This window comes from Micromonospora haikouensis, from assembly GCF_000876225.1.
GTDB classification, from domain to species: domain Bacteria; phylum Actinomycetota; class Actinomycetes; order Mycobacteriales; family Micromonosporaceae; genus Micromonospora; species Micromonospora haikouensis.
In genome coordinates this window covers 326,101-344,072 of record NZ_JXSX01000001.1, presented here as the reverse complement: position 1 = coordinate 344,072, position 17,972 = coordinate 326,101, and the positions used below count along the sequence as shown (strand labels likewise).

The 17,972-nt window shown below is 71.7% G+C and carries 15 protein-coding genes; 5 read left to right on the top strand and 10 right to left on the bottom strand.

Annotation, left to right across the window (positions count from 1 at the left end; all coding sequences use genetic code 11):
* Positions 1 to 109 precede the first annotated feature (109 nt).
* From trxA to murJ, 6 genes are all read right to left on the bottom strand, one after another.
* Positions 110 to 433: a thioredoxin gene (trxA, locus tag TK50_RS01505; RefSeq protein WP_043960991.1), complete on the bottom strand. Its 324-nt coding sequence runs from the start codon at positions 431 to 433 to the stop codon at positions 110 to 112.
* Positions 434 to 510: 77 nt separating this feature from the next.
* Positions 511 to 1,464 carry a thioredoxin-disulfide reductase gene (gene trxB / locus TK50_RS01500; RefSeq protein ID WP_043960989.1) on the bottom strand — a complete coding sequence of 318 codons (954 nt, stop codon included), beginning with the start codon at positions 1,462 to 1,464 and terminating at the stop codon, positions 511 to 513.
* A 212-nt stretch (positions 1,465 to 1,676) separates the two neighbouring features.
* Positions 1,677 to 2,648: a hypothetical protein gene (locus TK50_RS01495; protein ID WP_043960987.1), complete on the bottom strand. Its 972-nt coding sequence runs from the start codon at positions 2,646 to 2,648 to the stop codon at positions 1,677 to 1,679.
* Entirely contained in the window at positions 2,645 to 3,427 is a 783-nt protein-coding gene (sigM, locus tag TK50_RS01490; RefSeq protein ID WP_043960985.1) for an RNA polymerase sigma factor SigM, read from the bottom strand. Before sigM ends, TK50_RS01495 begins: the two co-directional genes overlap by 4 nt.
* Positions 3,428 to 3,470: 43 nt before the next feature.
* The gene (locus TK50_RS01485; RefSeq protein ID WP_043960983.1) at positions 3,471 to 5,075 is read right to left on the bottom strand and encodes a protein kinase family protein; all 1,605 of its coding nucleotides are present in this window, start codon (positions 5,073 to 5,075) and stop codon (positions 3,471 to 3,473) included.
* A 470-nt stretch (positions 5,076 to 5,545) separates the two neighbouring features.
* The gene (murJ, locus tag TK50_RS01480) at positions 5,546 to 7,291 is read right to left on the bottom strand and encodes a murein biosynthesis integral membrane protein MurJ (protein WP_043960982.1); all 1,746 of its coding nucleotides are present in this window, start codon (positions 7,289 to 7,291) and stop codon (positions 5,546 to 5,548) included.
* A 126-nt stretch (positions 7,292 to 7,417) separates the two neighbouring features.
* On the opposite strand from murJ, the gene TK50_RS01475 reads away from it, so the two are divergent.
* Positions 7,418 to 8,878, top strand: a complete 1,461-nt coding sequence (locus TK50_RS01475) for a CCA tRNA nucleotidyltransferase (protein WP_043960980.1) — start codon at positions 7,418 to 7,420, stop codon at positions 8,876 to 8,878.
* Positions 8,879 to 9,119: 241 nt separating this feature from the next.
* On the top strand, positions 9,120 to 11,195 hold the full coding sequence (locus TK50_RS01470) for a S8 family serine peptidase (RefSeq protein ID WP_229405709.1): 2,076 nt from the start codon (positions 9,120 to 9,122) through the stop codon (positions 11,193 to 11,195).
* A gap of 159 nt (positions 11,196 to 11,354) precedes the next feature.
* Here the strand turns inward: TK50_RS01470 and TK50_RS01465 are convergent, their stop codons facing one another.
* Together TK50_RS01465 and TK50_RS01460 are read right to left on the bottom strand one after the other, a co-directional pair.
* Positions 11,355 to 12,866 carry a flotillin family protein gene (locus TK50_RS01465; RefSeq protein WP_043960978.1) on the bottom strand — a complete coding sequence of 504 codons (1,512 nt, stop codon included), beginning with the start codon at positions 12,864 to 12,866 and terminating at the stop codon, positions 11,355 to 11,357.
* Between the two features lie 39 nt (positions 12,867 to 12,905).
* On the bottom strand, positions 12,906 to 13,451 hold the full coding sequence (locus TK50_RS01460) for a hypothetical protein (RefSeq protein ID WP_043960977.1): 546 nt from the start codon (positions 13,449 to 13,451) through the stop codon (positions 12,906 to 12,908).
* Between the two features lie 360 nt (positions 13,452 to 13,811).
* Here TK50_RS01460 and TK50_RS01455 point away from each other — a divergent pair, with 360 nt between their 5' ends.
* Positions 13,812 to 14,579: a hypothetical protein gene (locus TK50_RS01455; RefSeq protein ID WP_199485955.1), complete on the top strand. Its 768-nt coding sequence runs from the start codon at positions 13,812 to 13,814 to the stop codon at positions 14,577 to 14,579.
* A 187-nt stretch (positions 14,580 to 14,766) separates the two neighbouring features.
* Positions 14,767 to 15,252 (top strand): methylated-DNA--[protein]-cysteine S-methyltransferase, encoded by a 486-nt coding sequence (locus TK50_RS01450; RefSeq protein WP_043960975.1) that lies wholly within the window; start codon positions 14,767 to 14,769, stop codon positions 15,250 to 15,252.
* Positions 15,253 to 15,454: 202 nt separating this feature from the next.
* Here TK50_RS01450 and TK50_RS01445 read toward each other — a convergent pair whose 3' ends face one another.
* Together TK50_RS01445 and TK50_RS01440 are read right to left on the bottom strand one after the other, a co-directional pair.
* A complete protein-coding gene (locus tag TK50_RS01445; protein ID WP_043960974.1) occupies positions 15,455 to 16,534 on the bottom strand; it encodes an inositol-3-phosphate synthase in 1,080 nt (359 codons plus the stop codon).
* Between the two features lie 23 nt (positions 16,535 to 16,557).
* A complete protein-coding gene (locus tag TK50_RS01440; RefSeq protein ID WP_043960972.1) occupies positions 16,558 to 17,196 on the bottom strand; it encodes a PadR family transcriptional regulator in 639 nt (212 codons plus the stop codon).
* Positions 17,197 to 17,370: 174 nt separating this feature from the next.
* On the opposite strand from TK50_RS01440, the gene TK50_RS01435 reads away from it, so the two are divergent.
* Positions 17,371 to 17,844, top strand: a complete 474-nt coding sequence (locus TK50_RS01435) for a DUF5318 domain-containing protein (RefSeq protein ID WP_043960971.1) — start codon at positions 17,371 to 17,373, stop codon at positions 17,842 to 17,844.
* Positions 17,845 to 17,972 lie beyond the last annotated feature (128 nt).

The following is a 17,972-nucleotide window of genomic DNA, read 5'->3' as shown; positions in this document are numbered from 1 at the left end:
GTTGAGGCTATGCGGTCCGGCCGCCCGAGGTGGCGGTGTCCGCGCAGGTCAGGGCCGCGAAACGCGAAACCCCGCACCCAACGGGGTACGGGGCTTCGCGCAGCGGCTGTCAGAGCGCGGACTGGATCAGCTTGACCAGCTCGCCCTTCGGCTTGGCGCCGGCGATCGACTGGACCGGCTCGCCGTTCTTGAACACGGTCAGGGTCGGCACCGACATCACCCGGTACGCGCGCGCGGTCTCCGGGTTCTCGTCGATGTTGAGCTTGACGATGCTGACCTGGTCGCCCATCTCGCCGGCGATCTCCTCGAGCAGCGGCGAGACCTTGCGGCACGGGCCGCACCACTCCGCCCAGAAGTCGACGAGCACCGGCTTGTCGGACTTCAGCACGTCGACGGCGAAACTCGCGTCGGTGACCGCCTTTGTCGCTCCCACTATGACCCTCCTACGGGGGTTGCGATGTGTTCCTTCAGTCGTTCGGTGCGCCACCCGGGAAGCCCGGGGTGCGGCGCTCAGCCTTCGAGCGTGGCGATGAACCGTTCGGCGTCGAGGGCGGCGGCGCAGCCGGTGCCGGCCGCGGTGATGGCCTGCCGGTAGGTGTGGTCGACCACGTCACCGGCGGCGAACACGCCCGGGACGCTGGTGCGGGTGCTGGGGGCCTGCACCTTGACGTACCCCTCGTCGTCCAGCTCCACCTGGCCCCGGAAGAGCTCGCTGCGCGGGTCGTGGCCGATCGCCACGAAGACGCCGGTGACGTCGAGGACCTTGGCCTCCCCGGTGTGCACGTTGCGGACGCGGACGCCGGTGACCTTGCCGTCGTCGCCGAGGACCTCCTCGACCACGCTGTTCCACTCGACCTTGATCTTCTCGTTGCCCAGCGCCCGCTCGGCCATGATCTTGCTGGCCCGGAACGAGTCGCGCCGGTGGATGATGGTGACCGACTCGGCGAACCGGGTGAGGAAGCTGGCCTCCTCCATCGCCGAGTCGCCGCCGCCGACGACCACGATGTGCTGGTTGCGGAAGAAGAAGCCGTCACACGTGGCGCAGGACGACACGCCGTGGCCCAGGTATTCCTGCTCGCCCGGCACGCCCAGCGGGCGCCAGGCGGAGCCGGTGGAGAGGATGACGGCCTTCGCCCGGTATGCCGTCTCGCCGACCCACACGGTGCTCACCGCGTCGGAGCCGACGCTGCCGGTGTCGGTCAGCTCGACCCGGGTCACGTCGTCGGTGAGGAACTCGGCACCGAACCGCTCGGCCTGCTTGCGCATGTTGTCCATCAGCTCGGGGCCGAGGATGCCGTCGGCGAAACCGGGGAAGTTTTCCACCTCGGTGGTCGTCATCAGCGCACCGCCGGACTGCACGCCCTCGATGACCAGGGGCTTGAGGTTGGCGCGCGCGGCGTAGACCGCCGCCGTGTAACCGGCCGGCCCGGAGCCGATGATGATCAGGTTGCGGACCTCGTCCACTGCCGTCTCCCGATGTGTGTGGTCGCCATCGGCACGCGCACCGATGCCGGTCGGAGCGTCGACGCCGCGCGGACGCCGACTACTGACTTGCAGAACGTCATCGTACGAAGTGGGGATTCCCGAGCCGGTCATCCGGTGGGTCACGTCACGTGGAAGAACGGCAGATGTGAATCAGGCGCGGCCGGTGGAGGCCCGCCGGGCCGGCCGCGGCCTCACCCTACCCGCGTCCGGTAGCGGGTGTCGGCACCGGACCCGGGCACCCCGCACTCGGGGCCGCTCACCCACGCCCAGCGCTCCCCGGACGGGTCGACGAAGCGTACGACCAGCGCCGGCGCGCCCCGGAAACGCGCGTAGTCGACGAGGTCGACGGTGAGCGGACCGGCCCCGTGCTCGGCGCTGACGGCCGTGAGGCAGTCGGCCAGGGCGGCGGTGCCGGTAAGTCGGCCCAGGTCCCCGACGGCCGGCATCCGTTCGCCGCTGTCGCCCCCGACGGGCGCGTCCGGCCCCGACCCGAACGACCTCGGCGGCTCGCTGGCACCGGGGGACGGCCGACCGCCGGCGGCCAGGGTCTCCGGCGTCCAGTCGGTGCCCGAGCGCCGCGGCGCGCCGGCGATGGTGAACGCGCCGCCGCCCGACTCCGCCTGCGCGCTGATCGCCCGGTCGGCCGTGCCGCCGCTCTGGTCGCTGTCGCCGACCACCTGGTTGAGCCCGAACCCGACGGCGACGACCGAGGCCGCGGCCAGGGCCACCGGCCCGGCGAGCCGCGCCCAGCGCCGCCCACGGCCCCCGGGGCGGCCGGTCGCCGGGCCGGGACCGCCGGCGGGCCGGCGCGTACCGCCGGTGGGCTGGGCGGGCACCCGGCCGACCCGGGCCGGGTCGGCGAGGCCCGCCCGGTTGGGCTGGTCGGTGACACCGGCGGGCGTGCCGGGGCCGGCACCGGCCAGCGCGGCGGTGATCCGGTCTGCGACCACCGGCGGCATCTGTGGTGCGGGCCCGGCCCAGGCCGCGAGGGCGTCGCCGACCGGGGCCAGGGCCGCCGCCAGCGCGTCGTGGGCCTCGGCCCAGGCCGGGTCCTCCGCGACGAGCCGCGCCACGACCGCCTCGTCGGGGGTGCCGTCCAACGCGCCGCCGAGGTAGTCGGCGAGCAGGTCGAGGTCGACCTCCCTGAACCCCCCGGCAGTCACGAGTCCTCCTGGTTGGCGACGCGCCGGGAGCGTCCCGACCCTGATCGGACGCCGTCGGCCGGCCGGGGGTTCCCCTGGGTGACGGCGGGCACGTCCGGGCCGTGGGAGCCGTCGGCACCGGCGCGCGGCGAGGCCAGCCGCACGGCGGGGCCGGGCTGTCGGCCCGCCCCTGCGGCGTCGCCGGCCGGGCCGTCGGGCAGTGCGCCCGTACGCAGGTGCCCGAGGGCGACGGCGAGCCGGGCCCGACCCCGGGCGCAGCGGCTCTTGACCGTCCCCTCGGCGACGTCGAGGATGCGGGCCACCTCGGCCACCGGGTAGCCCTGCACGTCGACGAGGATCAGCGCCGCCCGCTGCTCGACGGGCAGTTCGGCGAGCGCCTGCCGGACCACCAGGGCGGTGTCGTGGTCCTGGACGGGGGCGGCGGGCTCCAACCCGCCGGTCGACGGGCCGCCGTCGACGCCGTGCGTGCCGTCGGGCAGCGGGACGGTCGGGTGCGCCTGCCGGCGGCGGATCCGGTCGAGGCAGGCGTTCACCACGATCCGGTGCAGCCAGGTGGTCACCGCCGAGTCGCCCCGGAACCGGGCCGCCGCCCGGTGGGCGGACAGCAGCGCGTCCTGGAGGGCGTCGGCGGCCTCCTCGCGGTCGCCGAGGGTCCGTAGGGCGACCGCCCAGAGCCGGTCCCGGTGCCGGTGGAACAGCTCGGTGAAGGCGTCCCGGTCACCGGCGACGTGGGCGCGCAGCAGGTCGACGTCGCTCGCGCGCTCGCCGTGAGCGTCCATCACCGCGCCCGATCGCTGCGGTGCCCCGTCGCCGGGCCCCGGTTCACGACCCCTGGACCGTGATCTCCTGGACGCCGACCTGGTAGCCCCGGTCGTTCGGGGGCAGCTCGGTGATCCAGAACAGCAGGTAGCGGTATTTCGCGTCGGCGTCGAAGCCGTTGAAGGTCATCGTGGTGCCGTCGTGCTGCTCGAAGGGCTGCCCGATCGGGTTCTTCTTGTAGCTGGCGAACAGCTCCTTGTCGCCGGACGACGTGGGCGGCGGGTCGGTGGTGCCCGCGAACAGCTGGGCGGAGGCCCCGGTGGCGGAGAGGCTCACCTGCACCGACTTGACGGTGCGCTCCTCGCCGAGGTCGATCCAGACGCCCATGCCGCTCTTGGTGTTGCCGAAGTTCGACCGGGTGTAGGTGTCGGTGTCCCAGCCCTTGTCCGCGTCGCCGTCGATCACCTTCTCGGCCCCGCCCAGCTCGTCGCGGAGCTTGCTGTCCGGGTCGACGATGCGGACCTCGGTCACCGACAGCTTGCGCACGGCGGCGGCGGGGGTCGCCTCGGCCGCCGGGGCGCTGCTGGACGGCCGGGCCACCGGCTCGGTCTGCGGCGTCTCGTCGTCGTTGCCGAGGATGCTGATGCCGATGAGCAGGCCGACGAGGGCGACCGCCAGCAGGCCGGCGATGCCGACGGCGACCTTCCGCCCGGCGACCGAGGCCAGCGGCGACGGCTCCTCGCCGTTGTCGGCGGCGAACCGCAGCGGGCCGGCGGGCTCCAGGTAGCCGTCGTCCTCCACCGGGATGTCCAGCCGGGCCAGCTCGGCCGAGAGCACGTCCGACGGCGGCGGGGCGATGCCGGCGTCGAGCAGGTCCATGGTGAGGTCGTCGAGGTAGGCCGGCACGCCGGCCCGGACCTGGCGGGGCGCGGCGATCGCGCCGCTGGCGTCGCGCACGGCGTCGGGGATCGCGGCCCGGCCGTGTCCGGCGGTGGCGCCGTGCAGCGGGGCCTCGGCGTGCGGCCAGTGCCCGGTCAGGGCGAAGTAGAGGATGCCGCCGATCGCGCGGACGTCGTTCTCCTGGCTGTCGGCGCCGTCGGTGCGGGCGTCGGCCAGGACCACGCGGCCCTCATCGCTGATCATGACGGTGCCCGGGTGCACGTTGCCGTGCACCATGCCGGTGGCGTGCACGGCCGCCAGCGCGCTGGCCACGGCGTTGCCGATCGCGGTCGTCCGGCCCGGGTCGAGGGGGCCGTCGGCGACCATCTCCCGCAGGGACCGGCCGTCCACCCACTCGCGGACCACGTACGCCCGCTCGGCCTCGTCGATCGCGTCGTACACGCCGACCAGGTTGGGGTGGATCACCCGGCTGGCCGCGACGGCCGCCTGGAGCATCTCGGTGGCCGAGTCGCCGCCCGGGTAACGCAGCACGACCGCGACCGGGCGGCGCAGCACCACGTCGACCCCGCGCCAGACCAGCCGGCCCGCGCTGTCGTTGTTGATGTGCTCGACCAGCTCGTACCGCTCGGCGAGGATCTCACCGGTCGTGGGAGCACCGAAGGTCATGATCGGCGGAGCGCTCTCCTCCGCCTGCTGACCCTCGCCGACCTGGGTCACCCGTCCTCCCTCGGTGATCGTGTCGATCGATGGACCCGCGCTGCTGGGCATCTGGCTTCCCGCTCTGCCTGTTGAGGAACCGACCGACGGTCTCGACGCGGAGCGCCGGGGGTCAGCCGTACCCGTCGAGAGCGACCTTACCCGGGTTGCCGGCCTCCCCGACATGTCATCTTCCCGGCGTACCCGGCTGAGGTGCCGGGAGTGGCCGCGCCTGTCCGGTTACGACCGTTGTCGGCCGCGTTGCTGGCACATGTACTAGCCAATCTAGAGGTTGACGGCAAGTAGTCGTTGCAGGGGCCGCGCCGGTGTGGCGTCCGGGCGACGGCGACGGATTCCCCGCCGAACGGCCCGCCATACTCAGCCTTACGGCTGGTTGTCCACAGGGCCTTATGGCTGCTGAGCGGCGAATCGCTGAGTTATCCACAGGGCTGTCCCCAGCCTGGTGATCCTCGATCACGCTCCGTGTCTGCCGAGCGGAGGGTCCGCTCGACCGGCCGGCCCGAAGCGGCCAGCGGGCCCGGTCAGCGGCCGAGGCGGCGGCGGACCATCCCGACCACCTCGGTGATCTCGCCGATCCGCAGCACCATGGCGAGCCCGAGGTACGTCCCCGCGATGACCGCGCCGCCGACGACCAGCCGGAACACGGCCTGCGGCCAGCTCAGTGTGTCGCCGCCCGGCAGCAGGTTCACCACGAGCAGGCCGGCCAGCGCGGCACCGAGCGCGGCCACCAGGACCTTGCCGAGGGTGCGCAGGATCCCGCCCAGCCCGATCCGGCCGACCCGGGGCCGCAGCAGCATCGCGGAGAACACGGCGGCGGCCAGGTAGGAGACCGCGTTGCCGATCATCATCCCCGCCGCCGCGAAGGTGGCGGAGAAGGCGGCGAACAGCGCGATCTGCACGCCGATCCGCAGCGCCACCACCGGAATGTTGATCAGGGCCGGGGTGCGGGTGTCCGGGAGCGCGTAGAAGGCGAACGTGAACAACTGGCTGACCGCGAACGGGACCAGGGCCAGCGCCGCGACCAGCAGCACCAGCGAGGTGGCGGTGGCGTTCTCGTCGCTGAACGCGCCGTAGCGGAACAGCGTCACCGACAGCGGGCCGGCGAGCACCGCGTAGCAGACCGCGATGGGGGCGAGCACCGCCGTGACCGTCCGGGTGCCCCGGGACAGGTCGGCGGCGAGGTCGGCGTACCGGCCGTCGGCGGCGGCGGCGCTCATCCGGGGCATCAGCGCCGTGATGATCGACACGGCGATGATGCCGTGCGCCATCATCAGCAGCAGGAAGACGTTGTTGTAGATCAGCGGGCCGGCGGCGTTCTCCCGGCCGGCGCGGTTGAGCAGGTTGAACAGGACGATCAGGCCGATCTGGCTGACCGCCACGTAGCAGAACATCCACGCGCCGAGCCGGCCCAGCTCGCCCAGGCCCAGCGCCCGGAAGTCGAACCGCAGCCGCCAGCGGAACCCCACCTTGCGCAGGGCCGGCAGCAGCCCGGCCGCCTGGATCGCCACCCCGAGCAGGGTGCCGCCGCCGATCAGCAGGATCCGCCCGGTGGTCATCTGCTCCGGCTCGACGATCTCCGCGCCGAAGATGGCGATGTAGAGGCCGACGGTGCCGATCACCACGAGGTTGTTCAGGATCGGCGCCCACATCGGGGCGGCGAAGTGCCCCCGGGTGTTGAGCACCGCGCTGATCAACGCGCTGAGGCCGGTGAAGAAGATCATCGGCAGCATCAGGTACGACAGCTTGGTGACCAGATCCTGGTAGTCGCCGCTGGACTTGTCGCTCGCGTACAGCGCGGTCAGCAGCGAGGCTCCCGCGACGGCCAGCAGCGCCGCGACGGCCAGGGTGACCACCGCGAGCGTCAGCAACCGCTGCGTGTACGCCTGCCCCTGGTCCGCGTCGGCCTTGCGGCGGCGCACCAGCACCGGGATCAGGACGCTGGTGAGGATGCCGCCCAGCAGGAACTCGTAGACCATCCCCGGCAGGATCTGCGCCGTCGTGTACGCGTCGCCGACCAGCGCCCCGCCCAGCGCGGCGGTCAGCGCCAGCGTGCGCAGGAAGCCCGTACCTCGACTGACCAGGCTGCCGATCGCCATCACCGCGCTGTTCGTCGCGGCGCTGGCCTCGGCGACCTGCTCCTGGGGCGGCGCGGTCGACTCGATCGCGGGCTGGTTCAGCGGCTCCGCCGAGATGAAGGTGGCGTCGTCGCCGGGGGGCCGGCCGCCGCCCTGCGCGGCGTTCGCGCTGCGGTAGAGACCGCCGCTCATCTCCAGCCTCCCAGGGGTACGTCGGAGCCGGGCACCGGCCCGCACACCATGACCATAGTCAACACCTGCTGGTTACCCGCGCCCGGCGGATCAGGCCCCCGACCCGACCGATAGGCTGGCGATCCCATGTCCGAAGCCTCCGCACCCCACGCCGCCGACCGCCGCGAGCTCACCGCCGCGCAGCGCAACGCCGTCGCCGAACTGCTCCGCGTCTCGCCGGTCGCCGACGAGCTGGGCCGCCGGTTCGCCGACGCCGGCCACGAACTGCACCTGGTGGGCGGTTCGGTGCGCGACGCCCTGCTCGGCCGCCTCGGCGACGACCTCGACTTCTGCACCGACGCCCACCCCGACCAGACCCTGCGGATCGTCAAGGGCTGGGCCGAGTCGATCTGGGAGACCGGGCGGGAGTTCGGCACCATCGGCTGCCAACGCGACGGGCTGCGGCTGGAGATCACCACGTACCGCGCCGAGGCGTACGACCAGGTCAGCCGCAACCCCGTCGTGGAGTACGGCACCAGCCTCACCGAGGACCTCAGGCGCCGCGACTTCACCATCAACGCGATGGCGGTGAGCCTGCCCGCGCACCGGTTCACCGACCCGCACGGCGGCCTCGACGACCTCGCCGCCCGGGTGATCCGCACCCCCGGCACCCCCGCCGAGTCCTTCGGCGACGACCCGCTGCGGATGCTGCGGGCCGCCCGGTTCGCCGCCCAGCTCCGCTTCGCGGTGCACCCCGACGTGCGGGCCGCGATGACTTCGATGGCCGCCGACCTCGACCGGATCACCGCCGAGCGGATCCGCGACGAGTTCACCAAGCTGCTCTGCGGCGCGGACCCGATCACCGGCCTGCGGCTGCTGGTCGACACCGGCCTGGCCGACCGCTTCCTGCCCGAGCTGACCGGGCTGAAGCTGGAGATCGACGAGCACGCCCAGCACAAGGACGTCTACGAGCACACGCTCACCGTGGTCGCCAACGCCGTGTCGTACGAGACCGACGGGTGCGACTTCGTCCTGCGGATGGCCGCGCTGATGCACGACGTCGGCAAGCCGGCCACCAAGGCCGTCGGGTCGGACGGCCGGGTCAGCTTCCACCACCACGAGGTGGTCGGCGCCCGGCTCACCAAGGCCCGGATGAAGGCCATGCGATACCCGAAGGACGTCACCGCCCAGGTGGTCAAGCTGGTCGGCCTGCACCTGCGCTTCTACGGGTACGGCCGGGGCGAGTGGACCGACTCGGCGGTCCGCCGCTACGTCACCGACGCCGGTGACCTGCTGGCCCGCCTGCACAAGCTGACCCGTTCGGACTGCACCACCCGCAACCGGCGCAAGGCGGCGGCCCTCGCGGCCGACTACGACGCGCTGGAGGAGCGGATCGCCCGGATCGCCGCCGAGGAGGACCTCGCCCGGGTCCGCCCCGACCTCGACGGCAACGCCATCATGGAGCTGCTAGGCGTGCCGCCGGGGCCGATCGTGGGCCGGGCCTGGAAGCACCTCAAGGAGCTGCGCCTGGAGCGCGGCCCGCTGGACCGCGACGAGGCCGAGGCGGAGCTGCTGCGCTGGGCCCGCGAAGAGGGCGTCGGCGGCTGATCGCGGGTCTGCCGGGACGGCGCGACGCCCCGATCGCCCGTCCTGTCGGGAAACTGACGACGCGACGGCAGCGTATCGACCGATCGGCTGAGGTAATTCCGTTCGAGCAGCGTCCATGATGATGCAACATCATCGTGGCCTCCTGTCCATTTCAGTGTGAGGCCTGATTCATTGTTCTCGGCCGTCCGAGGTGGATGGCCGATGCTGCAACGGGGAGATCTCTTTGACACGTCGTGGCGTAATGCGCCGCTCTGCGGTGGCCGGGCTCGCCCTCGCCTCCGCGACCTCCATCGCCCTCGCCACCACCGGCGGCGCGGCGATGGCCGAACCGACCCCCCAGGCCAGCCCGGAGACGGCCGGCGTGGAGGCGTCCAGCCTGGACGCCGCCGGCAACCCGGTGCGGCCGAACCTGACCGCGCCGAAGCGGTCGCAGGCGCGTGACGCCTCGACCAAGGGCGTCGTGCCGGGCCGCTACATCGTCAAGCTGAAGAACGGCAAGGCCAGCGCGAGCACCACCCGCAGCACCGTCAAGGCCCTGTCCAAGGCCAACGGCGGCACGGTGCGCAAGGTCTTCACCGGGGCCCTGCGCGGCTACTCCGCGCAGCTCACCCCCGCTCAGGCGAAGCGGCTGGCGGCCGACCCGGACGTCGCGTACGTCGAGCCGGTCCGCAAGGTCTCGGCGAGCGGCACCCAGACCAACCCGCCCTCGTGGGGTCTGGACCGGATCGACCAGACCACTCCGGCGCTGAGCAAGTCCTACACGTACCCGTCGTCGAGCGGCGTCACCGCGTACATCATCGACAGCGGCATCAACATCAACCACCAGGACTTCGGCGGCCGGGCCAGCTCCGGGTTCGACGCGATCGACGGCGGCGACGCCGCCGACTGCAACGGCCACGGCACGCACGTGGCGGGCACCGTGGGCGGCACCACCTACGGCGTCGCCAAGGACGTCGACCTGGTCGCGGTCCGCGTGCTCGACTGCGAGGGCTACGGCTCGACCGAGGGGGTCGTCGCCGGGATCGACTGGGTGACCAACAACGCCCAGAAGCCCGCGGTGGCGAACATGAGCCTCGGCGGTGACGTGGACCCGGTGCTGGACGACGCGATCGCCACCTCCATCGGCCAGGGCATCACCTACGTCGTCGCCGCCGGCAACGAGGCCGACGACGCCTGCGCGTACTCCCCGGCCCGCGCGCCGGCCGCCATCACCGTCGGCGCCACCGACCGGGTCGACATGATGGCCGGCTTCTCCAACTACGGGACCTGCCTGGACACGTTCGCTCCCGGCGTCGGCATCACCTCGGCGTGGATCGGCGGCACCACCGCGACGGAGACGATCAACGGGACGTCGATGGCCGCGCCGCACGTGGCCGGCATCGCCGCCCAGCTGCTCGCCCAGAACCCGAGCTGGACCCCGCAGCAGGTGCGCAACGCCGTCGTCACCAACGGCGTCTCCGGCGCGGTGCTCGGCCCGGCGGGCAGCATCGACCGGCTCGCGCACGTGGGCGCGGCCCCGGTGGCCCGCACCAACGTCGGCCTGCGGGCCCGGGTCAACGACTCCCTCGTCGTGGCCGAGAGCGGCGGCACCAAGCCGCTGATCGCCCGCAGCTGGCAGCTCGGCGGGTGGGAGAAGTTCGACGTCGTCTCCGTCAGCAGCGGGGTGGTCGCCCTCAAGTCGAAGGCCAACGGCAAGTACGTCGCGGCCGACGGCAGCGGCAGCAAGCCGCTGATCGCCAAGAGCACCGCGATCGGCTCGTGGGAGAAGTTCGCGCTCGTCAACAACACCGACGGCAGCGTCAGCCTCAAGGCGCAGGTCAACGGCAAGTACGTGGCCGCCGACGGCGCTGGCACCAAGCCGCTGCTCGCCAAGAGCGCCAGCATCGGCGCCTGGGAGAAGTTCGACTTCGAGGCACCCAACCCGATCGTCAGCGTGAAGGCCAAGGCCAACGGCAAGTTCGTGGCGGCCGACGGCGCCGGCAGCAAGCCGCTGCTGGCCAAGAGCACCGCGGTCGGCGCGTGGGAGAAGTACGAGCTGGTCGACCTCGGCTACGGGTGGGTCGCCTTCCGCGCGCTGGTCAACAACAAGTACGTGACGGCGCAGAGCGGCGGCTCCCAGCCGCTGCTGGCGAAGGGCAGCGCGGTCAGCGACTGGGAGGCGTTCTTCGTCGGCTGGCACCACCCGGACGGCACCGTCCACCTGTACGCGAACGCGAACGGCAAGATCGTCAAGGCGGACAGCGGCGGCAGCAAGCCGCTGATCGCCAAGAGCACCTCGGTCGGCGCCTGGGAGCAGTTCACCATCGGCCTCGCCTGAGGATCCCGCACCACAATCCGGCGCCCGTCGGCACCGCCCCCAACGACCGGGGTGGTCCGGCGGGCGCCGGCCTTTCCCGGGACGGCCGAATCCTCCGTACCGAAAGCGAAGCCGGCCGGGCCACGACGGGCCCGGCCGGCTTCGTGTTGCTGATCAGGCTCAGCGGTCGACGGCGGTCCCGTCCACCGTGGCCGCCTCGGTGCCTGCGTTGCGCGCCGCGCCCAGCTTGGCGAGCAGGCCGGCCAGGTCGATGCCCGTCAGGTCGGTGCCGAGCTGGAGGCCCTGCGCCACGTTGCTCGCCACCGACTTCGTCAGCGTCGACGCCCCGTCGGTGGAGATGACCGTCATCTTGTCGATCGCGCCGATCGGCGCGCTGGCGGCCTCGACCACCTGCGGCAGCACCCGGACCAGCAGGTCCAGCACCGCTGCCTCCCCGTACGCGGCGAACGCCTCGGCCTTGCGGGCCATCGCGTCGGCCTCGGCCTGGCCCTTGGCCAGGATGGCCGCCGCCTCCGCCTGGCCCTCCCGCTCGACCGCCTCGGCGATCGCGGACCGGCGGCGCTGCTCGGCCTCGCCCTCCTTGGCGCCCTCGATGGCGTTCGCCTCGGCCAGCGCGGCCCGGCGGGCCCGCTCGCCCTCACCGGTGAGCCGGGCCTGCTCGGCGGCGGCCTGGGCGGCGGCGATGGTGGCCTGCCGCTGCGCGTCGGCGTTGAGCACCGCCGCGTTGCGAGCCGCCTCGGCCTCCTGCTCCACCTTGTACCGGGCGGCGTCGGCCGGCTTGCGGACCTCGGTGTCGAGCTGGCGCTGCTTCAGCTCGGCGTTGCGCTCGGCGACCTTCTGCTGCTCGGAGAGGATCGCCTGGTCCCGCTCGGCCTGGGCGAGCGGGCCGGCCGCCGCCGACTTCGCCTTCGCCGCGTCGATCTCCGCCTGGATGGCGGCCTGCTTGAGCGACAGGTTCCGGTTCGCCTCGGCGATGGCCTCCTCGGCGAGCAGCCGCTCCTGTTCGGCCTGCTGCCGGGCCCGGGCCTCGGCGATCGCCGCGTCCTTGAGGACACGGGCCGCCTCCGGCCGCCCGAGGTCCTGGAGGTACGACCCCTCGGCGACGATGTCCTGGAGCTGGAAGGTGTCCAGCACCAGCCCCTGGTTGGTCATCGAGTGCTCGGCCTCCTCGGCCACCGCGCTGGCGAACGCCGCCCGGTCCCGGATGACCTCCTCGACGGTGAGCCGGCCGACGATCGAACGCAGCGCGCCGGCCAGCACCTCGCGGGTGAAGTTGTCGATCTCGTCCTGCTGGTGCAGGAAGCGCTGCGCGGCGGCGCGGATCGCGTCCTCGGTGCCGCCGACCTTGACGATGGCGACGCCGTGCAGCTCGGCCCGGATGCCCTGCTTGCTCACGGCGCCCTTGATGCCGACGTCGATGCGGCGGCTGGACAGGTCGAGCGACTGGAGCTTCTGCACCACGGGCAGCACGAACACCGACGCGCCGAGGACGACCTTCTGGCCGGACATGTCGGTGGACCGGCCGCCGTCGGCGGTCTCGGTGGTCCGGCCCTTGCGGCCGGTGACGATGAACGCCTCATTGGGCCCGGCGACCTTGATCCGGGACAGCACGAACAGGACGAGGACGACGACGAGGAGCACCGCGCCGCCGATGGCGATGAGAAGGGGCATACGACTTCCGCTCTGCGACAGGGGAGGGGGACGGTGGGGTCAGTAGGTCTCGACGTGCACGCTGGTCTCGCTCAGGGCCTCGACCACGAAGATCTGCTCGCCCATTCCGATCGGCCGGTCGGCGCGGGCGTTGAGCTTGACCGGCTGGCCGGCGACGCGGACCCTGACCTCGCCGTAGCCGTCCACGGGGATCGGGGTCACGACCAGGCCGAGCGCGCCGACGAGGTGGTGGCGGGTGGGCGTGGGGTCGGTGCGCATGGTGCGGGCCGCCCGGCTCATCCGGGCCGCGACCCACGCGGTGGGCACCGCCGCCACCGCGCCGCCGGCCACGGCCGCCGCCACCATCCCGGGGGTACGCGCACCGAGCAGCTCGTTGACGATCGCCGCGCCGAAGCCGAACGCGCCGGCGAACCCGGCGACCGCCTCCAGGGACACCGGACCGTCGGCACCGGGATGGCTGAAGTGGAACAGCTCGGTGCCGAGCAGGGCCAGCGCCAGCACGCCGACGCCCGCCCCGCCGATGATCAGGAAGATGAGCGTTCCGGTGGCCACGACCTGCACGGTAGCCGCCCTGTGCAAGGTCATCCGGGTGTGGCGGGGTGCCCCGTCACGCGGGACGTCGTGCTTTCCCGGTCCACCGGACCGGCCGGAACCGGCTGCGGTGTCCGGCGGAGTCGAAGGCGCTGAGGTCATTCACACCTAAGGCGCCTTCCGCTGCAATACCGCGTAAATCAGCCCTCGTCTGAGCTGCAAATTTCGGCGCGCGGGAGTTGACCATACCGCGCAGCGGGGAAGCCCTTGCCCTGGTAAGGAGTTCCTACATAGCATATTGACACTCTCAAATTTTATCGATCGAGAGTGAGATCCTTCTGATTCGAGACCCTGACGCTTCCTCTCCTTTCTTAGGGTGTCGGCAGGGGAATTGTTCGTGAGCGAGGAGGAGTGATGAGAGAGATCAGGATCAGTCGACGGGGAGGGTTTGCCGCGCTGGGTGCGGGCCTCGGCGCCGCCCTGCTCGGCACAAGCCTCACCGACCGGGCAGAGGCCGCATCGCGTGCGGCATCGTCCCACGGCATCCAATCGAAGAAGGGCGCGGTCGGCTACAGCATCACGATCTCGAACAATTCTGCGCTGGATGGCATGAATGCCATCCTCTTCCAGGAGAACCCCGTGCTTCCGAGCGACGCGGTCACGCTCGCCTGGATGTCGAAGATGTGCCACCCGTCGACGACTATCGAATATCAGTGGAGCATCGACTACAACTTCGTCTGGGGTCAGGTCGGAACTCTCGTCCCCGGTACGCAGTTCGTGGCAGGCCAGATCCTCCAGGCCGACCTGACCCAGAACAATCTGGTGGCCCTCTCCTACGTCGACGGCGGTTTCGAATTCGGCCCAACCAGCCCGTCCGGAAAGAATGGAAGCCTGATGATCAAGGAGGACGACACCGTGCCGGGGCCGGGGAACGACGACCAGGGAAGCGTGGGAATCGGTATGTCGGGTGCCGGCACGTTCGTGGTGCCGACGGTGCCGAACACCGGGGTCGAGTTCGACCCCAAACCCACCTACTGGGTCGCCTTCGGGAGCTTCGCGAGCAGCGAGGTGATGGACGTCTCCGAGCTCACCCAGCCGGCCAAGGTGGTGTACCCCGACGGCATGACCAGCGCCAAGGCCCTCTTCGACGGCAAGGAATGGAGCATCTCCTACGGGAACTAGCGGCCGGGTGGGCACAGTTCACGGCCGCCTGCACCGTCAGCCGGGCGCGACGGTGAGGTTACGGTCGACCAACTCGGGCGGGAGCGGCTGCCGCACCAGCTCCCGCCCGGTCGGGTCGGCGAGCACGAAGTCTCGGTCGGCGGGGTGGCCGGTCGGGGCGTGTCGCGCTGGCGGGGGAGAATGGGGCGTGCGCTGGACTGTGCTCGACTCCCCGATCGGCGCGTTCTCCGTGGCCACCGACGACGACGCCGTGTGCGGCGCGCACTTCGGGCGGGTGGAGAGCGGCGTCGACGTCCCCGGCGACGAGCTGTCCGGCCGGGCCGTGGCCGAGCTGCGGGCATACTTCGCCGGGGAGCTGACCGAGTTCACGGTGCCGGTGGCGGCGCGCCGGGGCTCCGAGTTCGAGCGCGCGGTGTGGCGGGAGATGACCCGCATCCCGTACGGGGAGACGTCGACCTACGGCGAGGTGGCCCGGCTGGTCGGCGGCGGTGACCCGGGGGCGGCGCGGGCCGTCGGGGTGGCCTGCAACCGCAACCCGATCCCCGTGATCGTCCCCTGCCACCGGATCGTGGGTGCGGGGGCGAAACTGGTCGGGTTCGGCGGCGGCCTGCCCCGCAAGGTGAAGCTGCTGGAGCTGGAGGCCGGCGTCGCCCTGCGCCGCGCCTGGTCCTGACCGTGCAGATGCGTCGAAGCACGGTCCACTCGTGGTGCTGCTGCCTACGAAAGGGTGAACCCAGGGCTGGGGCCATGATCGTCTGACGTCTACCGAGAGAAGGAACGGCGTGTCGTGTCCGTAAACGACAGACGATCATGGGCTGGGGAGGGCCGGGTCCCGACGGACCCGGCCCTCCGTGATCGTGCTGTTGGTCAGCGCGTCAGCGCTCGACCTCGCCCTTGATGAACGCCTCGACGGCGGCGTGCGCGTCGTGGTCGGCGTACTGCACCGGCGGGGACTTCATGAAGTACGACGAGGCCGACAGGATCGGGCCGCCGATCTTGCGGTCCAGGGCGATCTTCGCGGCCCGGACGGCGTCGATGATGACGCCCGCCGAGTTCGGCGAGTCCCACACCTCGAGCTTCAGCTCCGCGTTGAGCGGGGTGTCGCCGAAAGAGCGGCCCTCCAGGCGGATGTAGGCCCACTTGCGGTCGTCGAGCCACGGCACGTGGTCCGACGGGCCGATGTGCACGTCGCTCTTCTGCATCTCGTGCGGGATCTGGGACGTGACCGACTGGGTCTTCGAGATCTTCTTCGAGACCAGCCGGTTGCGCTCCAGCATGTTCATGAAGTCCATGTTGCCGCCGAAGTTGAGCTGGTACGTGCGCAGCAGCTCGACCCCGCGGTCCTCGAACAGCTTCGCGAGGGCCCGGTGCACGATGGTCGCGCCGACCTGGCTCTTGATGTCGTCGCCGACGATCGGCAGGCCCGCGTCGGTGAACTTCTTCGCCCACTCCGGGTCGGAGGCGATGAAGACCGGCAGGGCGTTGACGAACGCGCAGCCGGCGTCGATCGCGGCCTGGGCGTAGAACTTGTCGGCCTGCTCGGAACCGACCGGCAGGTAGGAGACGACGACGTCGACCTGCGCGTCGCGCAGCGCCTTGGCCACGTCGACCGGCTCGGCGTCCGACTCCTCGACGATCTCGCGGTAGTACTGGCCGAGGCCGTCGAAGGTCGGGCCGCGCTGCACGCTGACGCCGGTCGGCGGCACGTCGCAGAGCTTGATCGTGTTGTTCTCGCTGGCGACGATCGCCTCCGCGAGGTCCATGCCCACCTTCTTGGCGTCGACGTCGAACGCCGCGACGAACTCCACGTCCGAGACGTGGTAGTCGCCGAAGGTGACGTGCATGAGACCCGGGACGCGGTCGTTCGGGTCGGCGTTGCGGTAGTACTCCACGCCCTGTACGAGGGACGAGGCGCAGTTACCCACACCGACGATGGCGACGCGGACGGAGCCCATAGCGTCTGCCTCCTTCTTCTTCATCACGGCCGCTCTTTCCTGGACTCTCCAGGCGGAGGCGGGCTGTCGTTATCTCGTCGGCCGCCGGCCGTCCCGGTGTCCGGGACCGTCGGGGCACGGCCGGAGCGCTCGTTGGCGATGAGCTCCTCCAGCCAGCGGACCTCGCGTTCACAGGCGTCGAGGCCGTGGCGCTGAAGTTCCAGGGTGTACGCGTCGAGGCGCTCGGCCGCCCGGCCCAGCACGTCGCGAAGCCCCTCGCGGCGTTCCTCGATCTTGCGGCGGCGGCCCTCCAGGATGCGCAGCCTGGTCGCCTGGTCGGTGCGGGCGAAGAACGCGAAGTGCACGCCGAAGCCCGTGTCGTCGTACGTCTCGGGGCCGGCCTGCGCGATCAGCTGGGCGAAGCGTTCCTTGCCCTCCGCAGTGATCTTGTAGACCACCCGCCCCCGGCGGCTGGTCAGTGCGGGGACCTCCTCGGCGGTGGCGGGCGTCTCGTCGGCCTCGGTGATCCACCCGGCCGCCTGCAGTCGGCGCAGGGTGGGGTAGAGCGAGCCGTAGCTGATCGCCGCGCGGATCGCGCCCAGCTTGGCCGCGAGCTCCTTGCGGAGTTCGTAGCCGTGCATCGGGGACTCCTGGAGGAGGCCGAGGATGGCGAGATCGAGCACGGGCCACCCCTTCTTACCCCCGACGCGGAGACTCAACCACCGCGATGTATCGGACCGATACATCGCACGTTAGCCGCTCACCAAGGATCAGGGCAAACCCCCACGCCGAATTCTCGGGGTCACCGATTGTGACGGTGGTCGCCTCGCCGCGCCGGACCGCGTACCCTTCTCCGCATGCGTACGCAGCGCCAGGTCGTCGACTACTCGCTCCGGAAGCGAGCGGTGCTGCGTGAACTTCTCGCTGGCCGGGTGGGCACGTACGACGTCTGCGACGCGTCGCCGTACCTGAAGAACGCCGCCCGCTTCCACGGTGAACCCACCGAGGAGCGCTGCCCGATCTGCCGCAGCGAGAACCTCACCCACGTCCACTACATTTACGGGGACGAACTCAAGCAGTCCGCCGGGCAGGCGCGTACCCTTGCCGAGTTGCCCGTCCTGGCGATGACGCTGCGTGAGTTCCAGGTGTTCGTGGTGGAGGTGTGCCTCGGCTGCGGCTGGAACCACCTCGTCGAGCAGTTCCTGCTGGGCCGGGACGGGCTGGCCGGCGGCGCGGAGAACGGGTCGGACCAGGGCGCGGCCGGCGCTTCGGCCGCCACGGCCCCGGGTGCCGGCCCGGCCGTTCGGCGGAGGCGAGAGGCGCAACGGTGAACCCAGCTGACTCGGTTGGCCCGATGTGGAGGAGGCGGGACGGCCGACAGCTCTTAGGACCGATAGGTCCGATTGATCCGGAAGTGATGCCCTCGGCCCGACTCGTTCGGGCGGCGGCGTCCTGTGTT